The 24,945-nt window shown below is 57.2% G+C and carries 22 protein-coding genes; 18 read left to right on the top strand and 4 right to left on the bottom strand.

Annotated features, from left to right (window positions below):
- The first annotated feature begins 27 nt into the window (after window positions 1-27).
- The 15 genes from DXT74_RS15405 (at window position 28) to DXT74_RS15345 (ending at window position 18,497) form a co-directional block, all read left to right on the top strand.
- On the top strand, window positions 28-10,362 hold the full coding sequence (locus tag DXT74_RS15405; RefSeq protein WP_194426402.1) for a hemagglutinin repeat-containing protein: 10,335 nt from the start codon (window positions 28-30) through the stop codon (window positions 10,360-10,362).
- Between the two features lie 2 nt (window positions 10,363-10,364).
- Complete coding sequence (locus tag DXT74_RS15400; protein WP_194426401.1) at window positions 10,365-10,796, top strand: hypothetical protein; 432 nt, start codon at window positions 10,365-10,367, stop codon at window positions 10,794-10,796.
- Between the two features lie 719 nt (window positions 10,797-11,515).
- On the top strand, window positions 11,516-11,782 hold the full coding sequence (locus DXT74_RS15395; RefSeq protein WP_194426400.1) for a hypothetical protein: 267 nt from the start codon (window positions 11,516-11,518) through the stop codon (window positions 11,780-11,782).
- Between the two features lie 75 nt (window positions 11,783-11,857).
- Complete coding sequence (locus DXT74_RS23060) at window positions 11,858-11,986, top strand: hypothetical protein (RefSeq protein WP_255524769.1); 129 nt, start codon at window positions 11,858-11,860, stop codon at window positions 11,984-11,986.
- Between the two features lie 17 nt (window positions 11,987-12,003).
- Window positions 12,004-12,495 (top strand): hemagglutinin repeat-containing protein, encoded by a 492-nt coding sequence (locus tag DXT74_RS23160; protein WP_304489171.1) that lies wholly within the window; start codon window positions 12,004-12,006, stop codon window positions 12,493-12,495.
- A 77-nt stretch (window positions 12,496-12,572) separates the two neighbouring features.
- Window positions 12,573-12,914 (top strand): hypothetical protein, encoded by a 342-nt coding sequence (locus DXT74_RS23155; protein WP_304489170.1) that lies wholly within the window; start codon window positions 12,573-12,575, stop codon window positions 12,912-12,914.
- Window positions 12,915-12,968: 54 nt separating this feature from the next.
- A complete protein-coding gene (locus DXT74_RS23150; RefSeq protein ID WP_304489169.1) occupies window positions 12,969-14,108 on the top strand; it encodes a VENN motif pre-toxin domain-containing protein in 1,140 nt (379 codons plus the stop codon).
- Window positions 14,109-14,117: 9 nt separating this feature from the next.
- Window positions 14,118-14,540 (top strand): hypothetical protein, encoded by a 423-nt coding sequence (locus DXT74_RS15380; RefSeq protein WP_081950458.1) that lies wholly within the window; start codon window positions 14,118-14,120, stop codon window positions 14,538-14,540.
- A gap of 39 nt (window positions 14,541-14,579) precedes the next feature.
- Complete coding sequence (locus DXT74_RS15375) at window positions 14,580-14,768, top strand: hypothetical protein (protein WP_194426399.1); 189 nt, start codon at window positions 14,580-14,582, stop codon at window positions 14,766-14,768.
- Window positions 14,769-14,830: 62 nt separating this feature from the next.
- Complete coding sequence (locus DXT74_RS15370; RefSeq protein ID WP_043593101.1) at window positions 14,831-15,130, top strand: hypothetical protein; 300 nt, start codon at window positions 14,831-14,833, stop codon at window positions 15,128-15,130.
- Window positions 15,131-15,488: 358 nt separating this feature from the next.
- Window positions 15,489-15,944, top strand: coding sequence for a hypothetical protein (locus DXT74_RS15365; RefSeq protein WP_194426398.1), 456 nt, complete (start codon window positions 15,489-15,491; stop codon window positions 15,942-15,944).
- 31 nt (window positions 15,945-15,975) lie between these two features.
- Window positions 15,976-16,368 (top strand): ribonuclease toxin immunity protein CdiI, encoded by a 393-nt coding sequence (gene cdiI / locus DXT74_RS15360; RefSeq protein WP_194426397.1) that lies wholly within the window; start codon window positions 15,976-15,978, stop codon window positions 16,366-16,368.
- Between the two features lie 151 nt (window positions 16,369-16,519).
- Window positions 16,520-16,798, top strand: a complete 279-nt coding sequence (locus DXT74_RS15355; protein ID WP_162897060.1) for a hypothetical protein — start codon at window positions 16,520-16,522, stop codon at window positions 16,796-16,798.
- A 482-nt stretch (window positions 16,799-17,280) separates the two neighbouring features.
- The gene (locus DXT74_RS15350) at window positions 17,281-17,631 is read left to right on the top strand and encodes a hypothetical protein (protein WP_194426396.1); all 351 of its coding nucleotides are present in this window, start codon (window positions 17,281-17,283) and stop codon (window positions 17,629-17,631) included.
- 227 nt (window positions 17,632-17,858) lie between these two features.
- Window positions 17,859-18,497: a type III secretion system effector phosphothreonine lyase gene (locus DXT74_RS15345; protein WP_304489168.1), complete on the top strand. Its 639-nt coding sequence runs from the start codon at window positions 17,859-17,861 to the stop codon at window positions 18,495-18,497.
- 195 nt (window positions 18,498-18,692) lie between these two features.
- On the opposite strand, the gene DXT74_RS15340 is transcribed toward DXT74_RS15345, so the two are convergent.
- Together DXT74_RS15340 and DXT74_RS15335 are read right to left on the bottom strand one after the other, a co-directional pair.
- Window positions 18,693-19,685, bottom strand: coding sequence for a DUF2860 family protein (locus tag DXT74_RS15340; RefSeq protein WP_194426395.1), 993 nt, complete (start codon window positions 19,683-19,685; stop codon window positions 18,693-18,695).
- 318 nt (window positions 19,686-20,003) lie between these two features.
- Window positions 20,004-20,216, bottom strand: coding sequence for a hypothetical protein (locus tag DXT74_RS15335; RefSeq protein ID WP_194426394.1), 213 nt, complete (start codon window positions 20,214-20,216; stop codon window positions 20,004-20,006).
- A gap of 214 nt (window positions 20,217-20,430) precedes the next feature.
- On the opposite strand from DXT74_RS15335, the gene DXT74_RS15330 reads away from it, so the two are divergent.
- The gene (locus DXT74_RS15330) at window positions 20,431-21,015 is read left to right on the top strand and encodes a hypothetical protein (protein ID WP_194426393.1); all 585 of its coding nucleotides are present in this window, start codon (window positions 20,431-20,433) and stop codon (window positions 21,013-21,015) included.
- A gap of 68 nt (window positions 21,016-21,083) precedes the next feature.
- On the opposite strand, the gene DXT74_RS15325 is transcribed toward DXT74_RS15330, so the two are convergent.
- The gene (locus DXT74_RS15325; RefSeq protein WP_081555876.1) at window positions 21,084-21,893 is read right to left on the bottom strand and encodes a hypothetical protein; all 810 of its coding nucleotides are present in this window, start codon (window positions 21,891-21,893) and stop codon (window positions 21,084-21,086) included.
- A gap of 1 nt (window position 21,894) precedes the next feature.
- Window positions 21,895-23,577, bottom strand: coding sequence for an AarF/ABC1/UbiB kinase family protein (locus DXT74_RS15320; protein WP_114152500.1), 1,683 nt, complete (start codon window positions 23,575-23,577; stop codon window positions 21,895-21,897).
- Window positions 23,578-23,805: 228 nt separating this feature from the next.
- Between DXT74_RS15320 and DXT74_RS15315 the strand changes: the two genes are divergently transcribed.
- Together DXT74_RS15315 and DXT74_RS15310 are read left to right on the top strand one after the other, a co-directional pair.
- A complete protein-coding gene (locus DXT74_RS15315; RefSeq protein WP_194426392.1) occupies window positions 23,806-24,582 on the top strand; it encodes a C40 family peptidase in 777 nt (258 codons plus the stop codon).
- Between the two features lie 71 nt (window positions 24,583-24,653).
- Window positions 24,654-24,878, top strand: coding sequence for a hypothetical protein (locus DXT74_RS15310; RefSeq protein WP_019100753.1), 225 nt, complete (start codon window positions 24,654-24,656; stop codon window positions 24,876-24,878).
- Window positions 24,879-24,945 lie beyond the last annotated feature (67 nt).

The raw sequence follows: 24,945 nt of genomic DNA, 5'->3' as shown, positions 1-24,945 counted from the left end.
TATCTTAATTTTTTGGGGGAGTGGGACATGAACCGTCTTTGCTATCGTCTGGTTTTCAATCAAGCGCGGGGCCTGATCATGGCCGTCGCCGAGATCGTCAAGCCGATGGGAGCGGGCGGCGGCCGCTCCGCCGCGTCGGTGGCGGCAAGCCGGCGCTTGGGTGTGATCTTGCGCGGCATTGTTTGGGCCAGCTGGTGCGCGTTGGCTGGAGCATCCGCGCTGGCCGGCGGCATCGTGGCGGACCCGAACGCGCCAGCGGCCCAGCGGCCCAACGTGATCAATACTGCCAACGGTCTGCCGCAGGTGAACATTCAGGCGCCCAGCGCCGCCGGGGTGTCGCGCAACCAATATAGCCAGTTCGACGTCGACAAGCGCGGAGCCATTCTCAACAACAGCGGCACCAGCGTGCAGACACAATTGGGCGGGTGGGTTCAGGGTAACCCCAACCTCAATCCAGCCGCCCCGGCGCGGGTGATTCTCAACGAGGTTAACAGCGCCAACCCCAGCCAGCTGCGCGGTTTCCTGGAAGTGGCAGGCGGCCGCGCCCAAGTCATTGTGGCCAACCCTTCCGGCATTCTCTGCGACGGCTGCGGCACCATCAACGCCGGGCGCATGACCCTGACCACCGGCCGGCCGGAACTGAATCCAGACGGGAGCCTGGCCGGCTACCGCGTGGAAAGCGGAGTCATCCGCATTGAGGGAGCCGGCATGCAGGCCGGCAGCACCGAATACGCCGAACTGATGGCGCGGGCGGTGGAAGTGCAAGCCGGCCTCTGGGCGCCGCAGCTGAGCGTCAGCGCCGGCCGTAACCGCATCAGCGCCGATCACCAAAACATACAGGCCCTGGCGGCGGACCGCGCCGGCCGCCCCGGCTTCGCCATCGACGTGGCGCAACTGGGCGGCATGTACGCCGGCAAGATCCGCCTGCTGGCCACCGAGGCTGGCGTCGGCGTGCGCAGCAGTGGACAACTGAGCGGCGACGAGCAGCTGAAGCTGGACAGCGCCGGCCAACTGACTCTGAACGGCCGCCAAAACGGCGGCGATATCCAATACCGTGCCGCCGGCAATATCGAACACAGCGGCGCCAGCTACAGCCCCGGCAAGCTGGAAGTGAGCGGCGACGCCGCTTTGCGCCAGAGCGGCACCCTGGCGGCGGCCGGCGATGTGAAAGTCAGCGCGCGCGACATCGTCGCTAATGGCGATTTCGCGGCCGGCAGCGATGACAAGGCGCAAGTGGGCACGACGGGCGCGCTAAGTTTGAAAGCCAGCGACAGCCTGCAACTGAGCGGCCATGCGCTGGCCGGTTCCAGCCTGAACCTCAACGCGGCGGCGATGAACGCCGCCGACGCCAAACTGCGCGCCAACGATAGCGTGACGCTGACGGCGGAGAACGGGCTGGGTCTCAGCCGCGCCAACGTGAACACCGGCCGCTTGGAGGTCCAGGCCGGCGGCCGCATCGATAGCGACGCGGCCACGCTGCAAGCGGGTCAGTGGCAGGCCAGCGCCGCCGCGCTCAACAACCTGGGCGGCGTTTGGGAGCAGATAGGCCAGGGCAGCGGCGACTTCCGCATCGGCCAACTGCTGGACAATCGCGGCGGCCGCATCGAGGCCGACAGCCTGGCGCTGAGCCTTGGCCAATTGGACAACGGCGGCGGCAAGTTGCTGGCCTTAAGCGACGCGGCGCAGTCTTGGAGCGTGCGGCAAAGTTTGAGCAATCGGGGCGGCTTGATCGGCGGCAACGGAAACCTGAGTTTGAACGTCGGCAGTTTGGACAACGCCGGCGGCGCCGTGCAGAGCGCGCGTCGCCTTACATTGCGCATCGATGCCGCGGCAGGCAACCGTGGCGGCAAGCTGCTGGCAGCAGAGGGTTTGAGCCTGGACGCGGGCAGCCTGGACAACCGCGATGGCGGGCGCGTTGACGGCGGCGGGAGTCTGGCCTTGAATACCTCCGGTCTACTGGACAATCGGGCTGGCCTGCTGGCGGGCAGCGCCAATGTCGCCGTCAGCGCCGGGGCGCTGAGCAATGCCAAAGGCGCGATAGAAAGCCAGGGGGAACTGAGGCTCAGCGCCCAAGGCTTGCTGGACAATAGCCAGGGCAAGTTGCTGAGCGGCCGCGCGCAAACACTGAAGGCAGGCTGCTTTGCCAACGATGGCGGCAGCATAGGCAGCCGCGCCGGCTTGACCCTGGCAAGCGGCGCGGCCAGCAACCGCGGCGGCGAAATCCTCAGCCTGGGCGATGGCGAGCTCCAACTGGCCAGCCTGGACAATGCCGGCGGCAAAGTTCTTAGCGACGGCAAGCTACGCGTGCGGTCACAGGGCGATATTCAGAATCATCAAGGGCTGCTCAGCACGCTGAAGCAACTGGAACTGCATAGTGGCGACGGCAAAATAGACAATAAAGGCGGCAAGCTGCAAGCCGGCGACACGCTGGCGCTTAGCGCGCAACAGCTGAACAACGGCCAGGGCGGCGTCATCGACGGCGACGGCAAGCTGACGCTGAACAGCGCCGGTCAACTGGGCAATGATGGCGGGCGCATCCGCGGCAGCGCGGCGGTGGCGGTGACGGCCGGCGGCTTGAGCAATGCCGGCGGCGCGCTGGAAAGCAAGACCACGCTTGTAGTTAAGGTAGATGGCGCGCTGGACAACCACGGCGGCAAACTGTTGAGCGAGCAAGCGCAGAGCTTGCAGTCCGCCAGCCTGAATAACGACAAGGGCAGCATAGGCAGCCGAGCTGGCTTGACGCTGGCAAGCGGCGCTGTCAGCAACCGCGGCGGCGAAATCCTCAGCCTGGGCGAGGGTGAACTCAAGCTGGCCAGCCTGGACAATGCCGGTGGCAAAGTGCATGGCGACGGCAAGCTGGAATTACAGGCGCAAGGCGACATTCAGAACCGCAAGGGTCAGTTCAGCGCGCTGAAGCAAATGGAGCTGCATAGCCAGGCCGGCAAGCTGGACAACCAGGGCGGCAAACTACTGTCCGGCGGCGCGCTGAACACCAGCGCGAAGCTGCTGGACAATAGCCAGGGCGGCGTTATCGACGGGCGTGGCGCGCTGAAGCTATCGACCAACGACGGCCTGGACAACCGGGCCGGCAATATCAGTGCCGGCGCAGGTTTGACGGCGCAAGCGGCGAATATCGACAACGCAGGCGGCGCAATGGAAAGCGAGGCCGCGCTGACCTTGAGCGCCAGCGGCCGGCTAAATAATGAGAAAGGCTTGCTGCTGAGCCACCAGCAGCAAAGCTTGAAAGCCGGCAGCCTGAACAACGACGGCGGCGATATCGTCAGCCGAGCCGCCTTGAAATTGCAAACCGGCGTCGCCAGCAACCAGAGCGGGCGGATCACCAGCCTGGGCGACGGCGTGATCCAATCGGACCAACTGGACAACCGCGGCGGCAAACTGCAAAGCGGCGGCGCGCTGACCTTGCTCAGCCAAGGCGAGATCAATAACCAACTGGGCCGCATCAGCGTCCAACGCGCCATGCGGCTGGACGGCAGCGCGCTGCGCAATCAGCAAGGCACGCTGGCCGGCGGCGAAGACATCACCGTGCGCGCAGGCCAGATGAGCAATCAGAATGGCGCGGTGGCCAGCCAGCGCGGTCTGAGCCTGACGCTGGACGCGCTGGACAACCGCGACGGCAAGATGCAGACCCTAGGCGAAATGACGCTGAACAGCGTCGGCCTGCTGAACAACCAGGACGGCAAGCTGGTGGCGAATCAAGGGTTGCAACTGAGCGCCGGCGAACTGGACAACCAGCGCGGTCTGATCTCAAGCGGCCAGGCCATCAGCGTGGGTGCCGGCGCGCTGCGCAATCAGCACGGCAAGCTGATCAGCAGCGGCGATGCGAGCTATCAGCTGACGCAGTTGCTCAATCAAGATGGCGAGCTGCAAAGCGGCGGCGCGGCGCAGCTGAGCCTGAGCGGCGCACTGGATAATAGCCGGGGCAAGATCATCACGGACCAAGGCCTGCAGTTGAAGGCCGCAGCGGTCAACAACGCTAGCGGTATGCTGAGCAGCCGCGGCGCTTTATCGCTGAGCGCCGGCGAACTGGGCAACCGCTACGGCAGCCTGCTGAGCCTGGGCGACATCAAGCTGGGCCTGAGCGGCTTCGACAATCAATATGGCCAAGTACAGACCGCGGGCGCACTGGAGGCGCAACTGAGCGGCCAGATCGACAACCGCCAGGGCAAGCTGATAGCCGACCGCGACCAGCGGCTGCGCACCAGCCAGCTGCACAACCAAGGCGGCGCAGTCAGCAGCGGCCAGGCCTTGAGTCTTCACGCCGGGCAATTGAACAATCAGAGCGGCAATATGGTGGGGCAGACCAGCCTCAGCCTGGACCTGCAGCAGGACTATGTGTTCCGCGACGGCGACACCCTGGCCAGCCAGGGGCCGCTGAGTTTGCGCACCAGCGGCAGCCTGCGCAATGAGGGAAAATGGGCCAACGTCGGCAATGTCAGTTTGCAAGCCGCCAGCTTCAGCAACGCCGCCGGCGCCAAGCTGGTCTCGGGCGGCAAGTTGGACATCAATGGCGCCGGCCAGGCGCTCAATCAGGGCCGGCTGGACGCCGAGCAACTGAGCTTGACCGCGTCCGCGCTGGACAACACCGGCATGATCAGCGGCCGCGACGTCACGGTGAACGGCGGCGTCATCGACAACCACGGCGGCCAGGCGGTGCTGGCCGCCACCCGCAGCCTGAGCCTCAATGCAGGCAGCCGCCTGAGCAACCGCGACAGCGGCTACATCTACAGCGGCGGCGCCTTGAGCCTGAGCAGCGGCGACCTGATTGAAAACATCTCCACCACCATAGAGGCCGAAGGCGATGTTTCCATCCGCGCTGGCCGGCTCAACAACCAGCGCACTCATGTCGACATCAAGCGCGCGGCGGAAAGCGAAAACTATAGCTGGTACAAGTACAACTACTATTGGGACGTGTTCGAACGCGTGGGCGGTTGGGACTGGTCAGCCGTCACCAAATCCCTGCCCGTCAACGACGCTGAAGCGGCCAAGACGCGTTACGGCACCATCCTGCAGGTGAATGAAGCCAAGAAGCAGGCTCTGGTCCGCTTTCAAGGCACTCAGGAACGTTGGGTTAACTACAACGCCATCAAGAAAAACGACAGCGGCGGCTACGACATGACCTTCTACCAAGGCTACAGCTGCTTCCAGGGGGCGGCCTGTCCTTATGAGCACACTGTGTGGCGCGAGGTGTGGTCTGGCCGCAACGAGCAATGGAACCCGGCCATCCACATCAATCCGCTGGAATTGGACTTTGTCGATCCCAATAACAAGTTCAACTTGCGGAACCGTTCTGCCAGCGGCACCAAGACCCGCGACAAACTGATCTCCGTCGGCGAGGTTGCCAGCCTGAGCGCAGGCGGCAATATGACAGTGAACATCAGCGGCCAGCTCTTGAATGACGCCAGCCGCATTGCCGCCAATGGCGGCATCACCATCAACGGGGCGGACAATGGAGGTGGAGACGCGCGCGTGATCAACCGCGCCTATTCCGTCAACGAGCGCATTCAGGAAACCGGTACCGACCACTACGACCGCAACACGCGTCACTGGTTTCCCACATACACCTTGGACAAAACGGTGGCGTTGCAGACCATAGACGCCACCATCGCCGGCCACCAGGGCGTCAGCGTGCGCGCGCCCAGCATAGAAAACATCACCATCAACCCGGCCCAGGTTAGCGCGGCGGAGGCGGCCAAGGCCGCCGCTCAAGCGGAGCAAGCGGCCTGGGACGGCTCGCAAACCGCAGCCAACGCCGGTCAAGCTAGAGGCGGCCAAGGTCCGGAAGCCGGTCGTCTGGGCCAGGTGCAATCCGGCGGAGAAGCCTTGCCCTTAAGTTTGGGCGCGGGCGAACGCATCGCCCCAAGTGCCGGTAATAACGCGGTGGCCGCGGTGCAAGCCGGCACGGCGGCTCAGCAAGTCAAGATGGAACAAAACCCATCCACCGTCGGCCCGGCGCTTGAAGGCGCCAAACTGGCCCATGCCCAGGCCGGCGGCGCCCCCGTCGCCGCGCAAGTGGCCACGACCCAGCCGCGCGCGCAAACGCATCCGCTCAAGGGCAGCCCCGCCCAGCCCGGCTTGCTGGACCGCCTGCCCAACAACCAGCTGTTCCAGCAAAACCCCAGTCCCACAGCGCCTTATCTGATAGAGACCGACAGCCGCTTTACCGAGTACAGCAACTTCGTCAGCAGCGACTACATGCTGAAGCAGTTGAACTACGACCCGGCCGGCGTGCACAAGCGCCTGGGCGACGGCTATTACGAGCAAAAGCTGGTGCGTGATCAGATCCTGGCGCTAACCGGCCGTCCATCGCTGCGCGGCGAAGACGCCACCGAGCAATTCAAGGCGCTGATGAACCAGGGCGTGAGCGTGGCCAAGGACTTCCGGCTCACCACAGGCGTGTCGCTGACTCCGGCGCAAATCGCCGCTTTGCAGCAAGATATCGTCTGGATGGTCCGCGAAACCGTCCACACCGCCAACGGGCCGCAAACCGTGCTGGTGCCCACCGTCTATCTGGCACACAACACCGTGGGTCTCACCGGCGACGGCGCGGTGATCGCCGGCAAGGATCTCAGCCTGTCCGCCGCCAGCCTGAGCAACAGCGGTAGGCTGCAGGCCGATCAAAGCCTGATAGCCAAGGCCGATGTGATCCGCAACACCGGCGGCCTGATCCAGGCCGACACCGTCAAGCTGCTGGCGGACAGCCTAACGCTGGACACGGATCTGCAGAATGCTGGCCGTCAGGCCGCCGTCAGCGGGCGCGACATCAGCCTGAGCGGCGCGGATATCGCCTTGAAAGGCGCCAAGATCGACGCGACCGAACTGCTCAGCCTCAGCGCCAGCAACAATCTGACCTTGGGCACCGCGCGCAGCCGCAAGGAAGGCAGCGTGGACCTGATCGCCGGCAGCATGGGCAACCGCGATGCCACATTGGGCCCCGACGTAGGCGGCAGCGGCGTTGCCACCGTCAGCGGCGTGTGGGAGAACGCGCAGGGCAGCAGCCTGCAATCCGGCGGCAAGCTCAATTTGAGCGCGGGCAAGGATCTGACGCTGAGCGGCTCCAGCGCCCAGGCCAAGGGTCAGCTCAATGTCAGCGCCGGCAACCGGCTGTCGGTGTTGGCCGACAAAACCACCAACAACACCACGCTCACCGCCGACAGCGCCAGTTCACGCGTGGAGGCGCGCTATCAGGCCGATACGCTGATGGCCAGCCAGCTCAGCGGCGGGGCCGGCGTGGTCGCCGTGGCCGGCCAGGCGCTGAGCGTGCAAGGCAGCCGCGTCGCCAGCGATCAAGGCCAGGTGCTGCTGTCCGGCACGCAAGTGGATATCGGCGCGACGGCGCGCCATGTGGAAATCGACGATGCCGAAAACAACCACATCGGCCAGACCCGCAGCCAGCGCCAGCAAGCCATTCGCGACACGCAAGCGCAGGGCAGCCAGATTGGCGGTCAGCAAGGGGTGACCATCCAGGCGCGCAATACTGATATCAAAGTGCTGGGAAGCGATATCGTCAGCGATAAAGGAGACCTCAAGCTCAGCGCCTCCCGTGACATCCAAGTGGGTGCGGCGGAAGAAAGCTACAGCTTCCAGGAACAATCCAGCAGCACCCGCAAGAGCCTGGTCAGCAGCAAGCAAAGCCAGGGTAAGACCGATAATTGGCAAACGACAGCCAAGGGTAGCAGCTTGTCCGGCGACAGCATTCGTATCCAAGCAGGACAGGATCTGACCGTGGCCGGCAGCAGCGTGGCCGCGACCCATGATGTGGACCTGCTCGCCGGCCGGGACGTCAACCTCGTTGCAGCGGAAGACAACCACCAAGGCCGCAGTCACAGCCAGACTCGTCGCAGCGGGTTGATGGGCGGCAGCGGCCTCGGCTTCTCCTTTGGCAGGCAGCAACAAAGCCTGGACCAGCAAAACACCAGTAGCATTTCGAAGGGCAGCCTGCTGGGCAGCAGCGATGGCAATGTAACCCTCCGGGCCGGTCGCAACGTTCAGCAAACTGGCAGCGCGGTGTTGGCAATCAAGGGAGACATTAATGTCAACGCCGAGCGCATTACGATCGAAGCAGCGAGGGAAATGCAGCAAAGCCAGATGGAAACTCAATACCTAAAGTCCGGCCTTAGCGTTGGAGTGACGAACCCGGTGGTGGATTCAGTGAATACCGCTAGACGCATGAGCCAGGCAGCGAGCAAGACTGACAGCGAAGGAATGAAAGCTCTGGCCGCGCTGACCTCGGCTATGACTGGTTTTGACGCTTACAACCGAATCAAAGAAAGCCAGGGTGCAACTATTGGCGGCAAGGAGAACCAGATTGATTTAGGTCGGTTGGACCGTAATCGTGATGCTATCACGCGGGACGCGAATGCGACGGATAAGGTGGGGGGGGTGAATGTCAGCATTAGCGTGGGGAGCAGCAGTAATAAGAGCCGTAGCCAGCACAGCCGCGATCAAAGTGTAGGCTCGATGGTGGTAGCTGGCGGCAATATCACCATGGTTGCCAGCGGTGCAGGTAAAAATAGCGATATAAACATTCAGGGCAGCGAAGTAAATGCCAGCAGGAATATCACTCTGAGAGCAGACAATCAGGTCAATTTGCTTGCCTCGCAAAATATGGTCTCACAACTGGGTAGCAATAGCAGTCGTGGTGGGAGCTTGGGCGTAAGTTTCGGTTCTGATGGTTTGACGCTCAACGTGGGAGCCAATGCTGGGCGTGGCAAGATGGACGGTGAGGACAAGACCTGGACGAATAGCCGCATCGAAGCCGGTCAGACACTGCGTATAGTATCGGGTCAGGACACCAATCTGAAAGGTGCTCAAGCCAGTGGCCGGCAGATGGTAGCCCAGGTGGGCGGTGATCTGAATATCGAAAGCCTGAAAGAGCAAAGCCGTTATGACAGCACCCAGCACAGTATCGGCTTAGGCTTGTCGGTTGGCTATGGCACACCGAGTGCCTCAGCCTCCTACAACCAGAGCAAGCGTTATAGTCGCTACGATGGGGTGGTGGATCAATCCGGCTTAAAGGCTGGAGATGGTGGTTTCCAGATCGAGGTCCAGAATAATACCGATCTGAAGGGCGGGACGATCAGCAGCAGTTCCCGCGCGGTTGTAGCTAATAACAATCTACTCGCTACCGGTACGCTGACCGCTAGCGATATCGAAAATCGTGCCGAGGTACGGGCAAGTAATAGCGGCCTCAGTCTCAGCACTGACATGTTGAACCAGGGAAAATACGGTGCGGCTAAGGGCGTAACCGGAGCTTTGGCAAATGAGACCGAGGCTAGCGGCGATTCCAAGGGCCAGACCCTGAGCGCGATCAGCCAGGGGCAAATCTTCATTACCGACGAAGTCAAACAACAGGTACTGACAGGAAGAAGTGCCGAGGAAGCCGTGCGTCAATTGAACCGCAATGCAGAGACCAGTCATCAAGCGGCTTTCCGTCAGGACTTAGAACGCTTGGCTGAAAAGGTGGATGCCGAAACCGCTATTAAGACCGCACTGTACGCTGAGGCAGTGAAATTCACAGATGAAGCCTACCGCAAGCTATTCCTGCAACAGCACCCCTTGTACAAAAAGAAGAAAGATGCGGAGGGCAAGGATAAGTGGGTGCTGGCCAGCGAGGAGGAGATGCGTAGCTTGAAGCCAGGGCCGGATGGCAAGCTGAGCATCAGCATTAACGGAATTTTTAATAATGAGGTGGCTGCGGGCAATTATGCTAGTCAGCATAATCAGGACGACTCCGCCACCCAGTACTACATCCACTTCCCGGAAGCCAACAACATCATCTCCGAACTCATGATTGCTGGTTATCAGAAGTTTCTGGAGAGTGAGGTAATGGGGTTAAGCACTTCGACGGTTCAGCTACGAAATATTTTGTTGGCGAATGGCATGGACCCATTGCAAGTCAATGCCCATAGCCGTGGTTCGCTGACCTTGTACAACGCGCTGGACATTCTAGCAAGAGAGGAGAAAAACAAAGGGGCATTGTCAGGTACTCGGGTTGGGCTGTTTGGCCCGGCGGCGAATGCTGATAAAACCAATCAGCGGCTGTCATTTCTGCAAAACCGGACAGACATGACGGTGGAGCAGCAAGTTTTAGCGGAATTGATGTTGCAGAACCATAAGGACGATTTTGTGGGGAGAATACTTGGGGGGAATCCTGCGACAGGAGGGACGACGCCGGAAGGGTCAAACAAGATCAAGGAGTGGATTAATATATTTAATGGAGATAGAACTGCGCATAGTTGTTATGGTGTGGGAAAAGAAGGATGTAGTAGTTATTGGCATGATAGTGCTGATGGGCTTGTTAGCTCTCATAGGGTAACTGACTCTTTTGAAAAGATAAAGTAACTATGTTTTTTAGATTGGTGGCTTTAACTCTTTTAGCTGGATGTAGTATCAGGGCAAGCTTCCAACCATTGCCATACTCCTACGAAGTATGGGAGGCCCCCAATAAAACATTGCTTGAAATCAAAATGGTAATCCTTGAGTGTGGTGGAGCATCGCCAGAGAATGTAAATAACAGCTATACATTTCAATCTAGAGAGCTAGGTTTTTATTTGAATGAAAATCAAAAAGTTATCGTTGAAAAATGTATAAGGAATGCCGGTTATACAAAAAAAATTATCAGGGGCAGCTATGGGGTTGAGAAAGTGATTTGTGGAAAAATACCCGCTCCTCCTGCTTGTTTAGTGAGCGTAGAGGATATTTCACCTAGTAAGGAAACTCGTATAAATAGCCCATATTGTAAAAAATTTACCAAGGCTCAAGAGTGTCAGTCGTAGTTCGGTATCTTGCTAAAATCATTGGGTTGTGTTTTTAAATTGACTATTGTAAAGAGGTTGTGGTGAATGCCAAACTGTCTGCAGTTATTACAATCGGTCTGTTAGACATTTTATGCTGCAGCCATATTTGCACATTTGAGACCTGCTGTTCACAGTCAGAGTGCATCAAGCGCAGTTTGCTTTATCGATCATGAGAAGTATGAGGAATCACTGGCAATGGCAGCACAAAAGCGGGCATAACACAATTGCCTCTTTCTCCATAAGAACCGCTCAATGAAGAAATTTAGCTTACTCCCGTAAAGTACTCTTAGTCCTTATTGCCAATTCGATTTGATCTTTCATCGGCTTGCAGTGCAAAGTTTCACGGCAGGCTCGGTTTTGATAGTATCCATCATAGATGTTCCCGTTTAAGGAAATGCAAAATATGGCATAAGAAGTATAGAAAAAATCGAAGATGCTTGAAGTGCAACAGGTGTCATTGTTGTTTTTTTCTTCCTTTATTATGTCTGAATATTTGTCACCTCAAGTTCTGAGCCCTACATCAATATTGTTGAAAACGACCAAATGTATCAATTTCAGCCCAGGCAAAGAAGCGTATTTTAGTGATGTGTATTGTAAAGCGCCCCTAAAGTACAAGGGCATCTCCGTAGGATTGGAAAGAGTGTTGAGTGTGTTTCATAAAGCCTCTAAAGGCCATATTTGATTTGCAAGGAGGCCTAATGAATCTAAAGAGAGAGCAGACTTTGTTGGAGCTTCCCTTCTCTCGTGTGGAGATAAAGTTTAAAACGGTCAATGGTTGGTTTAAATGGAAAGATAAAAAAATAGGCGTGGTGCTTGTGCATAAATATGATGGCAGTGGAAATATTGTAAGTACCATTGAAAAGAAATTTGAAGGGGTGCAGGAAAAGTTGAAAGCTGTCGGACAAGGTGTGCAGCTTGCGGAAGATATCAATCAATCCCAAGTCATTCTTTACGCAAGTTTGTAGCAAGTAGGGTGGGCAAGTTCTATGATTTGCCCGCTCCGGGGCAATAGCCAAGGCGATGTGCCAATGCGGCCCACCATGTTGATTCAGACTCCACCAGATGAACGGCTAGCCTGCATCGGCAGCCATGGTCTGATGCTCAACCTCGCCGCCAATAAAAGCCGGGGCCAGGCCGATGGCAAGGAGCAGATGCGGATAAATGCCTGAACTGGGCCGGCGACACCTTGAACCTGCAAAGCGGCCGCGATACCCGCCTGACCGGCGCGCAAGCCAGCGGCAAGACAGTGGTGGTGGATATCGGCCGCAACCTGACGCTGCAAAGCCAGCAAGACCGCGACTACTACCACAGCCAGCAAAGCAATCTCTCCGCCGGCGCCAGCTTCACCTTCGGCAGCATGAACGGCAGCGCCTCCATCAGCGGCAGCCGCCAGAAGGCGGACAGCGACTTTGTCAGCGTGCAGCAGCAAACCGGCCTCTACGCCGGCCAGGGCGGCTTCGATATCCAGGTGGGCCGCCACACCCAGCTGGACGGCGCGGTGATCGCCAGTACCGCCAAGGCGGACAAAAACACGCTGGATACCGGCACGCTAGGCTTCAGCAATCAGCACAACCAGGCGGAGGCGGCAACAGCAGCGGCCACGCCGAATCCACCACCTACGCCGCGGTCAGCGAAGGCGCGATCAAGGTCCGCGACCAGGGCAAACAACAAGACCTGAAAGAACTGAGCCGCGACGCCGAACATGCCGCCAACGGCCTGAGCCCGATCTTCGACAAGGAGAAGGAGCTCAACCGTTTGCAGGAAGCGCAGCTGATTGGACAGATTGGCGCGCAAGCCACCCAGATCGTCGCCACTGAGATGATGATGAAGGCGAACGAGGAGTTGCGACGGAACCCCGCATATGCGGACAGCAAAGAATATAAGGAGCTGAACGACAAGTGGGGCACCGGCAGCGACTTCCAAAGAGCGGCGCAAGCCGCCACCGCGGCGTTGCAAGGTCTGGCCGGCGGCAATGTGCAGGCGGCCCTCAGCGGCGCCGCCGCGCCTTACCTGGCCGGCGTAGTTAAAAACCTGACCGACGGCAACAAAGAAGCCAATGTGATGGCGCATGCCTTGTTGGGCGCGACGCTGGCGTAGCTCAAGGGCGAGAGTGCGGCAGCAGGGGCCGCGGGCGGCGCAGCGGCTCCCATCGTGGCAGAATTGCTGTTAACTCAGCTATACCCTGGGAAAAAAGTTGAGGACCTCAACGAGTCCCAGAAACAGACCATTTCCGCGCTGACGACGATGGCGGGCAGCCTGGCGGGCTCGCTGGCTGGCGGTGATAGTGCTGGAGCGCTGGCAGGGGCACAGACGGCCAAGAATGAAGTAGAGAACAATACACTAAAGCCCAAAGAAATTGATGCTTTGGGAAGAAAGCTTGCAACTCAGTCTGGAGGGAAGCAAGGTGCAGCTAAGTCATTGTGTGAAAATGACTTAATTAAAGTTGCAGTTCAAGAAAGTGATCGGCGAAATAACTTTAGCCCAGAGTACCAAAAGGCATTCAATACCGCATTTAATAATGCAATGTCTAGTGTGTCCTCAATTTGCAAGGCAGATAGTCAGTGTGTTACTGAGGTTGCAAACAGCTTGCTACAGGCACGATTGACATGTAACACAGTTGAGTGCGCCAATGATATGGCCGGAGGTGCAATACGTAATGCAGCCGTGCGTTATGGCGGGGTTCTGGATATCGTTAAAATTGCGGTTGGTGATTTTGGTTGGTTGATAGGGTTGAAGGGGCCGAAAGCAATTACCCCTGAGGGTACTGCAAAGTCCGGATCGTTGGTCGTTGATACGGTTACCCCAAGTGGAACTGTACTTGTTCCTGGATCAGGGATAAAACCTGCGATCACGCAAGGTGGCACTGTTGAATTGTTTACAGATGCTTCAGGTGCCAAAGTTCCGGGAGCAGTGGCAGTTGGGCCGACAACGCCAAATGCAGTTGGGTCAAATGCAATGAGGATGCCAAATATTCCCAGTAACAGCCAGGCAACTGTAGTTGCGAATAATCTATTTATTCCACCAAACGCAGGAGGAACCGGCTCTATGATGGATTACTTACCTGAGGCCGCTCGTATCACTCAGCCCGGAGGAGAAATTATTATTAATGGCACTCCCGCTAATAAGTATTTAACCAATATGCCGACGCAGGTGCAGCTTGATGTACTAGGTTTGTCAGTTAAGTATCAGGGCCCACTGCTCCCCCAGTTTCAAGGTATGACATTCTTGAGAACGGATGGCTCAGTACTTACGGCGCCAATGAAGTCGGTTGTGTTAGTAAAAAAACCATAAGGATTGCAAGTGAAAATTTTCAAAAATTGCTGGGATAAGATAGATACTTACAACTGTCAATATGGGGCTCATGTATTTTTTGATTCAACAGCGGAAATTTATGTAAACCAATGGCTGGCTCCTAGCCGTGAGCTATATCATGAATTTTCCCGAGTAAATGACGAAGGGTATGTGGGGCACTGTAAACTTGTATTTACCGGAGTGAGAAAATTCGATTTTCAAGTGACGTTGATTCATAAGGGTGAAGGTGGGAAATTGTTTTGGAGGGATCCTATGTGCACAAGCTACGAAGGCAATGTGACTGAAGACTTAAAAGAGTATATTTTAGAAGGGAGTCTCCACGGTTTTTCATCGTCAGTTTCAATTAACGTGGAGGCCCAAGGGTTTGAATTGCATATTTTAGAAAATGATGAACCAGCAAGGCAATCTTAGGTAATGTGATTTATTGGGCTAAATGGCAGGACTGTAACTGTGGAAAATTGGGGGGCTTGGTATCAGTCGACCGACTGCGATGAGTATCCAGCTAACTCCGCCTTTTTTTATCAACAAGAAGAAGCTGCATTTTGGAGTGTAGGTATCATGGTGCAGCAGAAGCTGCAAAGGGAGCTTGGTGCAAGTTATCAGGTGGTTACTGGTTTTGAAAGCCGCCCGGTGGTGTGAGGCGCACGCCTAAAGTAAAAGAATGAGCTTAACTTAGGAAGGCTATGAGCATTGAAAGGCAGATGGAATTATTGACTGAGTTGGCTCGGATTGTGCATGAGTCGGCTAGTGAGGGTTATAGCGAGGCCCGCTGCGAGTTTGATTATGAATGTTCGGAAAAAGACTGGACTGTTGGCTCTAGTTTTTCCTATGTTTTGCAAGGGGTTGGTAGGGCTGAGTTTTTGAATGATCCAAATGATCGCACCTCCCAGCTGGTACATGAACTACACGAGCTCATGCGGCAGCATACTGGTGGGTCTTGGAAAGAGTTTGTGTTGTCTATAGATGCTAATGGTAAAGCTCATACCAACTTCGTTTATTGAGGAGTAAGCTCATCAAGGCCACGAACGGATCGCGACCTTTAAGTGTTGTATAGAATGAACTGCATTGCAAAAAAACCGCGGCTGCGGGTTTTTTTTGCTGTGAATTATGTGGGCTTGTTGGTGCTAGCTATGCTGGCGGCGTGAATTTAGGTTGCATCTGGATGGTCTTTTATTTACTTGGAGTTGCTTAAAAATGGTGTCATGACAATGTGTCTTCTTGATAAGCCTATATTTGATCTATCTTGTTGTCGTGGCTTTGGGTTGAGTGTGACTGGCTGCAAGTTTCATAGTAAACGATACATTTTTCCGGCTTGTCTAACTGTTTAAGCAAAAGTCAACGAGAAAGGAAGTGGCGGTGATGGCATTGTCTTTTGATGAGGCTGGTTTGAAAATGCGCTCGCTTGATAAATCGATGCCGCCACCTGCCAATCATGTTGTGAATCCAAATTGGGGCGTAGTGGAGGAAGTCATTAAAAAAGTATATGAATTTGATGGGTTTGTAGAGATAGAGGTAGAGCCGCCGACAGCATTATTTATTAGTTCGATAAATCTTAAAGCTATTGCTGGAAAATTTAGAATTGTTTTGCTTACAAACTCGGAAGACCCAAAGAGTGAGCTTTTGGAGTGGTGGGGGAGTCAGGATGCGCCTTACAACGGCAAAGAATTCTTTGCCGAGCATGAATGGGATGCACGTACTATTTGCAGTGACATCCTCGTGGCGCTTCAACTGTTCCATGAGTTTGTGTTGACGCAGATGTTGTCGGACCAGAGTCTTGCAAGCTTTAGGTCTCCATGGAATCCACTGCCTAGTTGATTTATATGTAATATGTGGATGTTGGTGATTTATGAATGTAGAACTCTTTGGCCAACCATATGATGAGTGCGATACAAATTGGGTTGTGTTGGCGTATTTGGATAGAATGTACAATGATGGCAAATTTATCGAGGCGATTGAATCTATCTCAGATGGAGTCGGCTTGAGTGTGGATGGTGCTTATTGTCATTTCCCATTTATGGATAGTTTTTACGATGATGATAGATTTGAAGGGGTTAAATTTATTTATGGTTACTCGGTGGATGGAGATGATGATGAAGTGATTGTAAGTCTAGACGTTTGTTTGAGCTTGATTAATGTTGCGTGTGCAAAATACATAAAAAATCACCCGGAGGATGAGCGGGTCGTAAAAGAGGTTTTTGATAAAACAAGTGAGAGATTGGGTGATGCTAACAGAATGTAATAATGTGTTTATAATAATGCCAAGAAGAGATTGGCATGAATGAGATTGATAAGCAATGGATTTGTGAGGTTAGAGAGTGCTTGGATGGCTTTGGTACGGGGGGGGGGAGGATTTGTATCATGTTCTAAGCACTATTTTGTTTGAAAATAAAATGAACTATTTGCAGTTTCTTGCTAGTGCAAGTGAGGGGCATGGGTGCTATGCTCATGAAGGACTAGGGTATTCATTAGATCAAGACTGGGACTTTCCAGAAGATTTTGATGAGGTTGCTTTTTTTGTTGGAGATTTTGAAAGCTCTACTTTAAAAGTTTCTGAATTTTTAATGGCTATGTCGTGTATTTCAAAGGCTTATGTGGAGCGGCATGTAGAGGATAAGCAGGCGGTTGAACGTTATATGGAGAAAATAAGCGCACGATATTCTAGCTTGTGATGGCTTAGGTTTTTGACTAATTCCTACTTTTTGAAAATAAACAAAGCCTTGTATTTTATATGGGCTAGAAATTGATGTTTAATGAATAAGCTGGCATCGGGGGCAAGGGTTGCCTGTTGAGGAAAAGTGTACTTTTTCTGTAAGATGTGGGGCAGCCAGAATCCTTGGGTAGGATATCTTACTAGTTATGGCCGACCGTTTGGCGGCCATGCCAGTTGGATTGTCGCATTGGGTGTCGCCCCCGTTGTTGTAAACAATGCGTCTGTGCTTCTAATGAGGTTAGCTGGATTCTTGGTATTGATGACAGGAATGTGCATGTTAATATTCATAAAGATGCTGGTGTCGGTATTGCCGGCTTGTATGGTGTCGTGCCTGACGTTGTGAAGTGGGGGTGTGAGGTTGTAAAGTGAATGGGGAGATACTTTCCACTGAGCGCTTAGGGTGATTAAAATTTTGTAATGGCAATACAAAAAAGGAAAAGCATGTTTATTAGATCGGTCCCAGAAGACCTGGATCTTTTGGCCTTTTTTGGATCTGGCCCCTTTTTTGAAAACAAGCAAGACCTACATTTTGCATTTCAATACACGGATGGCAACAATGTCACTGCTATTTTTTCTTATTGTGAAGTGGCGGGCTGGATACAGGTGGTTTTAGAGCTTCAAGGGTGTGAGCTGTCTAGGTGTTTGTATGAGTGTGTTGCATGTTTTGAAATTAAGAAGGATGCGATTGGAGAATTTCTGTGTGCCGAAATATTTTATGGTGGGGCCAAAAGCAACTTCTCATTAAGGGTTCAGCCCTTTGTTGTTTTTAGTTGCTCTAGCCTAGAAGTGTAAGACTAGTCTCAGGAGCGTAGAGGTGAATTGCACTTGATTCGCCGTTGGTGAGCTACTGAACAGTTTTTGCAAGCTCGCCCTCCGGAGCCTATGCGAAAGTGCTGGTGTCGCGCGTCTGCGCTTTTCCCTGTGTGCTCCCACCATGCCCATTCAACGCCCCGGCCTTAAACTGAATCTCCCTCCTTTGAATATGGGCGCGCCTGCCGCCAGTGCACCAGCACCGTCCAGTGCTGATCATCTTCGCGCCAATGGAAGGCTTGCGTCAGCAACTGCGGGCGATGCCGCCCGCTGATTTTCGCGAGGCCCAGCATGCTCCGGACTATGCCGGCATGCGGCAAAGCGGTTTCGCCTGCATGAGCCACGGCTTTATGTTGAGCAGTGGCGGGCAGGATGTGTTCATGCATGCCAGGCGTGAGCAGCCGCAGAATCAGGGCGAATTCGCCGGCGATAAATTCCATCTCAGCGTGCAGCGGGACTTGGTGCCGCAGGCGTTTCAGGCTTTGTCTGGGCTATTGTTTTCGGAGTCCAGCCCGATTGATAAATGGAAAGTGACGGATATGGCGCGCGTGGAGCCGGAGGCCAGAGTCGGCGCCGGCGCGCAGTTGACCTTGTATGTGAAGCCGGATGGCGCGGACTCCCAGTACAGCGCACAAGGTTTGAGCCAGGTGCGTCAGTTTGTGGAACGCCTGGAAACGACCTTGTCCGAGCACGGGATTGAGCCGGGGCAGCATCCGGAGTCCGATGTTCGTCCGGAAAACTGGCGTTATGCCAGCTACCGCAATGAATTGCGCAGCGGCCGGGAGGGCGGCGATGCGCAAAGCCAGGCCTTGCGCGAGGAGCCGTTTTATCGGCTGATGACGGAGTAAGGCTGGAGCCGCCATGTCGCGCCCCTTGAACAGCCAGGGGCGCGCGATGGTTTTAGAACCGGTTTACGATCTGCTGCGCGTCGTCGATACAGCGTTGAAAATCACTTCGAAATGCTCATGTACCACTTGTACATCACGCTTTCTCAGCGGTTTTCGCCTTGTCTCGCCTTAGCTCGCGAGATCGTAAACACGTTCTTAGAACGAGTAAATCAGCCCCACGCCAAACGAGCGGATTTCAGCGTCGTAGAAGCTGATGTCGGCGTTGGATTTGCCGTAGGCGGCGCTGACGAAGGCGGACAGCGCCTTGTAGTCGAACAACTGGTGGCGCAGATAGCCGACATCGACGGCGTAGGCCTTGCTATCGGCTTTTTTATTGCTGAACAGCGGGTTGGCCTGGTCGAAGCGTTGCTGGCGGTAGAGCAGGCTGGCGGTGAAGGTGTTGAGGTCGCTGCTGTAGGCGTAGTCCAGGCTCAAGCCGTAGCTCTTGTTGCTCATCGCGCCGCCGTCCAGCTTGTCCTTGCCCCATGTCAGGCCGGGGGTCAGCGTTTGATTGGGGGCGAATGCCCATTCATAGCCCGCTTTCAGCAAGGTGGCGTCGCCGTTGCGGTTCAGCGTGGCGCGGTCCGCCGCGCTGAGGCCGGCCACGCTCTGGCCGCTGCGCTCGTCGTCTATCTTGATGTTGCGTTGGGTAAGCTGGGCTTTGAAGCCGGTGCCCATGATGTTTTCCCAGCCCAGCAACACGCCGGTGGATTTGCGCTTGGTGCCGTCGCGGTCCACGCCCACGGCATAGGGGTCGGTCCAGGTGTTCTTGCTGAGGCCGCCGTAGAGCAGGCCGGCGGAGACGATGCCGTTGTTGCCCACTTGCTGGCGCACGCCCAGCTCCAGCGTGTCGTCCATGCCCAGCGGGTCGTGGATTTGGCTGTCGAACACGATCTGGGTGCGGCTGGCGGCGAGGGTGTAGCTAAGGCTCAGCACTGGCAGCGCGAAGCTGTCGTTGTGGGATTCCGGCGCGCTGTTCAGGCTGTTGGTTCTTTGGTTTTTGTCCCCTTTGAAAAGGTTGGATTTGACGCGGTTGCCGCCCACGCCCAGGCCGATGCTGCCGGAGAAGCCGTTTTCTTCCGGTATCGGGTCCGCCATTGCGAATTGAGCCGCTAGCAAAGCGGACAAGCCCACGCATATAGTGCGCATATTCATCATCCTCAAATAAAAAAGAGCTACTTTGGTTTTCGCCGACGCGGCATTGCATGGCGTCGATTTATGCAAAATGGATTGTTTGTCCATGTTAAGCCGTCGGCTGGCCGATGTGTCGCTTGCCGCGAAAATTTAGCCTGAGATCGCTTTGTTTTAGCCGCGGCTTGTTGCGGAATTGCCATCGCGAGGCGATCGCTCTCGCAGAGGGAGAGGCTGTTGCCGTGCGGACTAGCCGGGCCGTAACGAGTTTTGAAACCAGCCGGCCGGTGGCGGGGTGAAATGGGCAAGGCGGCCATGGCCGACTTTGTGCATGTATTAAGTTTGAGGCAGTGTTTTACGCAAGATCTGCTGCAGCGAGAGTTCGTAGGTGTTGAGCCGGTCAATACATTCAAACACGTCCAGCGGCGCGATGTTTTGCATCAATACTTGTTCAAGCCGGGGGAAGAAGCCAGCCCAGGGAAAATTGGGCGTAGCAATGGGGCCGGTTGCGGTGAAGAGCAGGGAATCTGTGCAGAACGGGCTCTGCAATCCCGGTGCCTGTAATCTCAAGCGCGGCCGCTTTATTGCCGGCCGGATCGCACAGGCAAGGCTTGGGTTTCTTTCGCATTGCGTTTTCTTGCAATGCAATATTTGATGGTAGTATCGATCGCTCAGCAAATATGCTCAGAGAAAGGCCGGCATGACGGGTTGTCGCGTTTTTATCTGGTCGGTCTTGTTGCCTTTGGCCTTGTCCGCTTGTTCCATGCAACGCTCCGCGGACGGCGCGCTCAGCCGTAGGCTGGATGTGCAGGAGGCTTTGTCTTTTGTGCATCAGGACGTGCCGCTGGCCGGCAATCACTTGGTGCTGCGCTCGTCGGCCTTGTCCGGGCGTTATGAGCTGAAGTTCTACGACCGGCAGCTGGTGGTGCCCTTGGATGAGCGCTGGAGCAAGGTGCGGGTGATGAACGCCAGCGAGCAGGGTGGAGATTTGCTGGTGCTGCTGCGCGCGGACGACGCGGAGTGCGCGCCGGCCTATCGTTTGCTGAGTGTGCGGGATTATCAGGTCAAGAGTTGGACCCTAGTCGCCAGTTGCAATCAGAGTGAGGTCATGACGGTCAACTCGGATGACGGAGTTTGGCGCGCGCGCCAGCAGCGCAACCGTTTGAACGCGATGGTGTGGACCTGGCGGGACGGCCAGCTGGAAGCGAGACTAGAGCGGCCGGCGTCGGCTTATGATTCTCCGCGCACGGTGACGCGCGACGGTGACCGGGCAGGCCGTGGCCCGCGCCGCGAGCATGACCGCGACGAGATGCCGGACTGGGTGCGTTGGTTGCCGCCGGCCGGTTAGGCCAGTTGGGCTAGAGAGATCCTCTTTCGCCTTGTCTCGCCCTTGTTCGCGAGATCGTAAGCGGGTTCTTACTGCGGCGTCACCCTCACTTTGATGCTGCGCTCCAGCTGCACATTGCTGCGGCTGACGCCGATGAGTACGGTTTCCTGGCCGCTTTGGTCGCGGCCGATGCCCCCCACGGTCAGCCATTCTCCCACGGCGCCTTCCACCGTGGTGGCCAATTTGGCGCTGTCCAGGTTCTGGCCGTTGAAGGCTTGCTGGCTGGCGGCCAGTTCCAGCGTCACGCGCTGGCCGTGCAGCCGAGGGCGGGCGTAGAAGCCGGTGACGGCGTCCTGGTAGCGCACGCCCACTACCGGCCGGCCGTCGGCGCCGAACATCAGCCAGGGCAGCGGCCGGCTGCTGCCTATCTCGATGAACCCGGTTTTGCCGTCCAGCATGCGCAAGGCCTGGCTGGCTTGTAGCCGGGTGTTGGACTGGCTGGCGCCGCCGGCAATCACTACCTGGCTGCCAGGACGCACTGTCATGGGCTTGCCGGTGCTGATGCTGTAGCCGCCGCCCTGCACCTGGCCGCCCAGTTGCACCGCGGATTTGCTTTCTCGGCTCACGCCATCCTGGGCCACTTCCACGAGCAGGGATGAGGATTTAACGTCCAGCTGGCGGATCAGCCTGCGCAGTTCCGCGCTGCGGCCGGGCGGGGCGTCCAGGATTAGCTGGTTGCCCAGCGCGCCCAGTTTTTCGCCCTCGCGCAGTTGCGGCCGCAGGGCGGCGGCCACTTCGTCGCCGTCGCGCCAGTTGAGGGTGATGACGTCGGCGGCGTTGGCGGCGGCGGCGAGGCCAAGCAGCGCGGCCGCGATCAGGGTGGTCTTGCTTGATTTCATGTCACAAATCCTTGCCGGAGCGCCAGATGGCCCATACCAGCCACACGCTGTTGAACATGGCCAGCATGAAGCCGACAAAGCCGAAGAAGGGCAGTCCGAATAGTTTGGGCCCGGCGTTGACGGTCATCACGATGGAGGAACCGATGATCAGGCAACCGGTGACGATGCCCATGGTCAGCCGGTTGGCGCTGCGGTCCAGCTGACGGCCGAAGCTGTCCAGCCGCTGCAGGTCCAGGTTGACGCGGAATTTGCCGTGGCGCATGTCCTTGCCCATGCGCATCAGGTCTCGCGGCAGGCTTGAGAGCATGGCCAGCGCTTCGCCCAGCGAGTGGCGGCCGCGTTTGAGCAGGGCCGCCGGGTGGTAGCGGGCGATGGAAAGCTCGCGTACAAAGGGGGTGATGTGGGCGATGAGCTGGAAATCCGGGTCCAGTTGGCGGCCCAGGCCTTCCAGTGTGATCAGCGCCTTGAACAGCATGGCCATGTCTGGCGGCAGCAGGATGGAGTGGTCGCGGATCAGTGCCATGATGTCGGCGATCAGCTGGCTGATGTTGATGCCCTTGAGGGGCACGTGTTCGTACTGAAACAGGAATTCGCCCACATCGTGGGCGAATTGGCGCTCGTTGACCGGGGTGTTGCCGGTCCATTCGATCAGCACGTCGATGATGCCGGCTTCGTCGCGGTTGGCCACGGCGGCGAGCAGATCGACGATTTCGTCGCGGCGGCCGTGGCTGATGCGGCCCACCATGCCGAAGTCGATGAAGGCGATGCGGTGCTCGGGCAGGAAGAAAACGTTGCCGGGGTGAGGGTCCGCGTGGAAGAAGCCGTGGATCAGGATCATCTTCAATACCGCGTCCGCGCCCCGCTGGGCCAGCAGCACCGGGTCCAGGCCGCTGTCGGCCAGTTGTTCCAGCCGGGCGGCCGGCACGCCGGCGATGTAGTCCTGCACATTGACGGCGGCGTTGGTGTAGTCCCAGTAGACCTTGGGTACCCGCACTTCCGGATCGTCGGCGAAGTCGCGGGCGAAGCGCTCCGAGTTGCGGGCTTCCACCGCCAGGTCCATCTCCCGTTTGAGCGAGCGGGCGAACTGGCCGACGATTTCCACCGGCTGAAAGCGGCGCACATCGGGGAACTCCAGTTCCAGCAGGCCGGCCAGGTGGTTGAGGATGCGCAGGTCCGCTTCCACTTTCTCCACAATGCCGGGGCGGCGCAGCTTGACCGCCACGTCGGTGCCGTCGTGCAGGGTGGCGCGGTGCACTTGGGCGATGGAGGCGGAGCCTATGGGGTTGAGATCGAAGTGGGCGAACACGGTTTCAGGCTCGTCGCCCAACGCGGTCTTGACCAGGCGGCGTACCGCTTCCGGACGCACCGGCGGCACCTTGTTTTGCAGCTTTTCAAATTCGGCGATCCAGTCCGGCGGGAATACATCCACGCGGGTGGAGAGGATCTGGCCCAGTTTGATGAAGGTGGGGCCCAGTTCTTCGAAGGCGAGACGCACCCGCACCGGGGTGGGCGGGCGGTTTTCCGGCTCCGGCAGGTTGAGGTTCAGCCATTGGCCGGCTTTTTCCACCGCGCGCGGTAATTTTAGCCTTTGGGCGAATTCGCCCAGGCCGTGACGGATCAGGATGCCGCTGATTTCCTTCAGTCGCGGCAGGTCGCGCATGGCGATCAGGGTTTCTCTCAGCATCGGTTTTGCCTTGTGGGCATTGGTTTTCGCTCAAAAACAAAGGCTTGCCGTCCGGGCGCGCCGGCACCGTCCCGCCGCGCGGCGTGGTCGCCGGCCATGCCAATGCGATGGATTGTACGCCATTAGTGCGGGCTGTCTCGTCCAAGGTTCAAGCGGGCCGGCCCAAAGCGCTGGAAACGGCCTGCCTGCGGCTTTACACTGCCGCCCCCGTCCGATAGAGTTCGGCCTATGAAATTGCAACTCCGCTTAATGACTCTGGTGCTGGCGGGCTTTATGGTATTCGCTGAAGCGGCTCCGGAAAAGGCCCCTCCGGAGGGGCGCCCCGCGGCGGAAGCTAGCGCGCAGTCCGGCCAGGACGATCCCATCTCGAAATTCTCCTCCCCCGCGGAAGACGCGGTGGGGGATCTGCTGTTGCAAGCCATGAGCCTCTTGGGCGTGGCCTATCGTTTTGGCGGCAATTCGCCGGAAAACGGCCTAGATTGCAGCGGTTTTATCCGTTATGTGTTTCAAAAATCCCTGAAAGTGAACCTGCCGCGCACTTCGGCTGAAATGGCCCGCGTGGGGAAATCCATCAATCGCAGCGAACTCGTGCCCGGCGATCTGGTCTTTTTCAACACCCGCGGCTTCAGTTATTCCCATGTGGGCATGTACATGGGCAACGGCAAATTCATTCACGCGCCGCGCACCGGCAAGAATATCGAAGTGGCCAATATCAACCAGAGTTACTGGAACGGCCGTTTCAACGGCGCGCGTCGGGTGAATCGCAGCACGGCGGCGCAGTCGGCGGACACGTCCGACGATCTGAACGTGGCGGTGTCGACGCGCAAGGCCTCGGCGGAAAGCGCCCCGGCGGTCAAGTGCCGCAAGGGCAAGAAGTGCAAGCCGGTGGCCGCCAAAAAAGGCGGCAAGGCGGAAGCCAAGAAGGCGGGCAAGAGCGCCGGCAAGGCGACGGCGAAGAAGGGCGGCAAGGCCGCCGGCGGCGCCAAGAAAAAAGCCAAGCGTTGATTGGCGGCTTAAGCTGATAAAGATGCAGGAACAACATTGCCCGCGTTGCGGGCAATGTGCTTTGGAGCGAGATGATGGCATTGAACGTGACTATTCCGGTGTGGAAAGACCCGCAAGGCAATGTGGTGGCTTGCGTGGAAAAACTGAAAGTGATGCAGGAGAACCTGGAAGAACTGGCACAGCTGGCGCAGGACGCGTTGGAAGACGCTGTGCTGATGGGCTGTGACGAAGGCCAGGTCAAGGATTTCCTGGTGCAGGTGATGCAAAGCCTGCACAACCCCTATCAAGGGCGCTGAGCGCCGTTTTCATCCACCCCCTCGGGTTGGCCGCCGCGCGCGGCGAGCCCGCGATTCGCTCCGGAAA

It is taken from the genome of Chromobacterium sp. Rain0013 (genome assembly GCF_015291765.1).
In the GTDB taxonomy this organism is placed as follows: Bacteria; Pseudomonadota; Gammaproteobacteria; order Burkholderiales; family Chromobacteriaceae; genus Chromobacterium; species Chromobacterium haemolyticum.
Note: the sequence above shows the minus strand (reverse complement) of the source record. Positions and strands in the feature narration are given on the sequence as shown.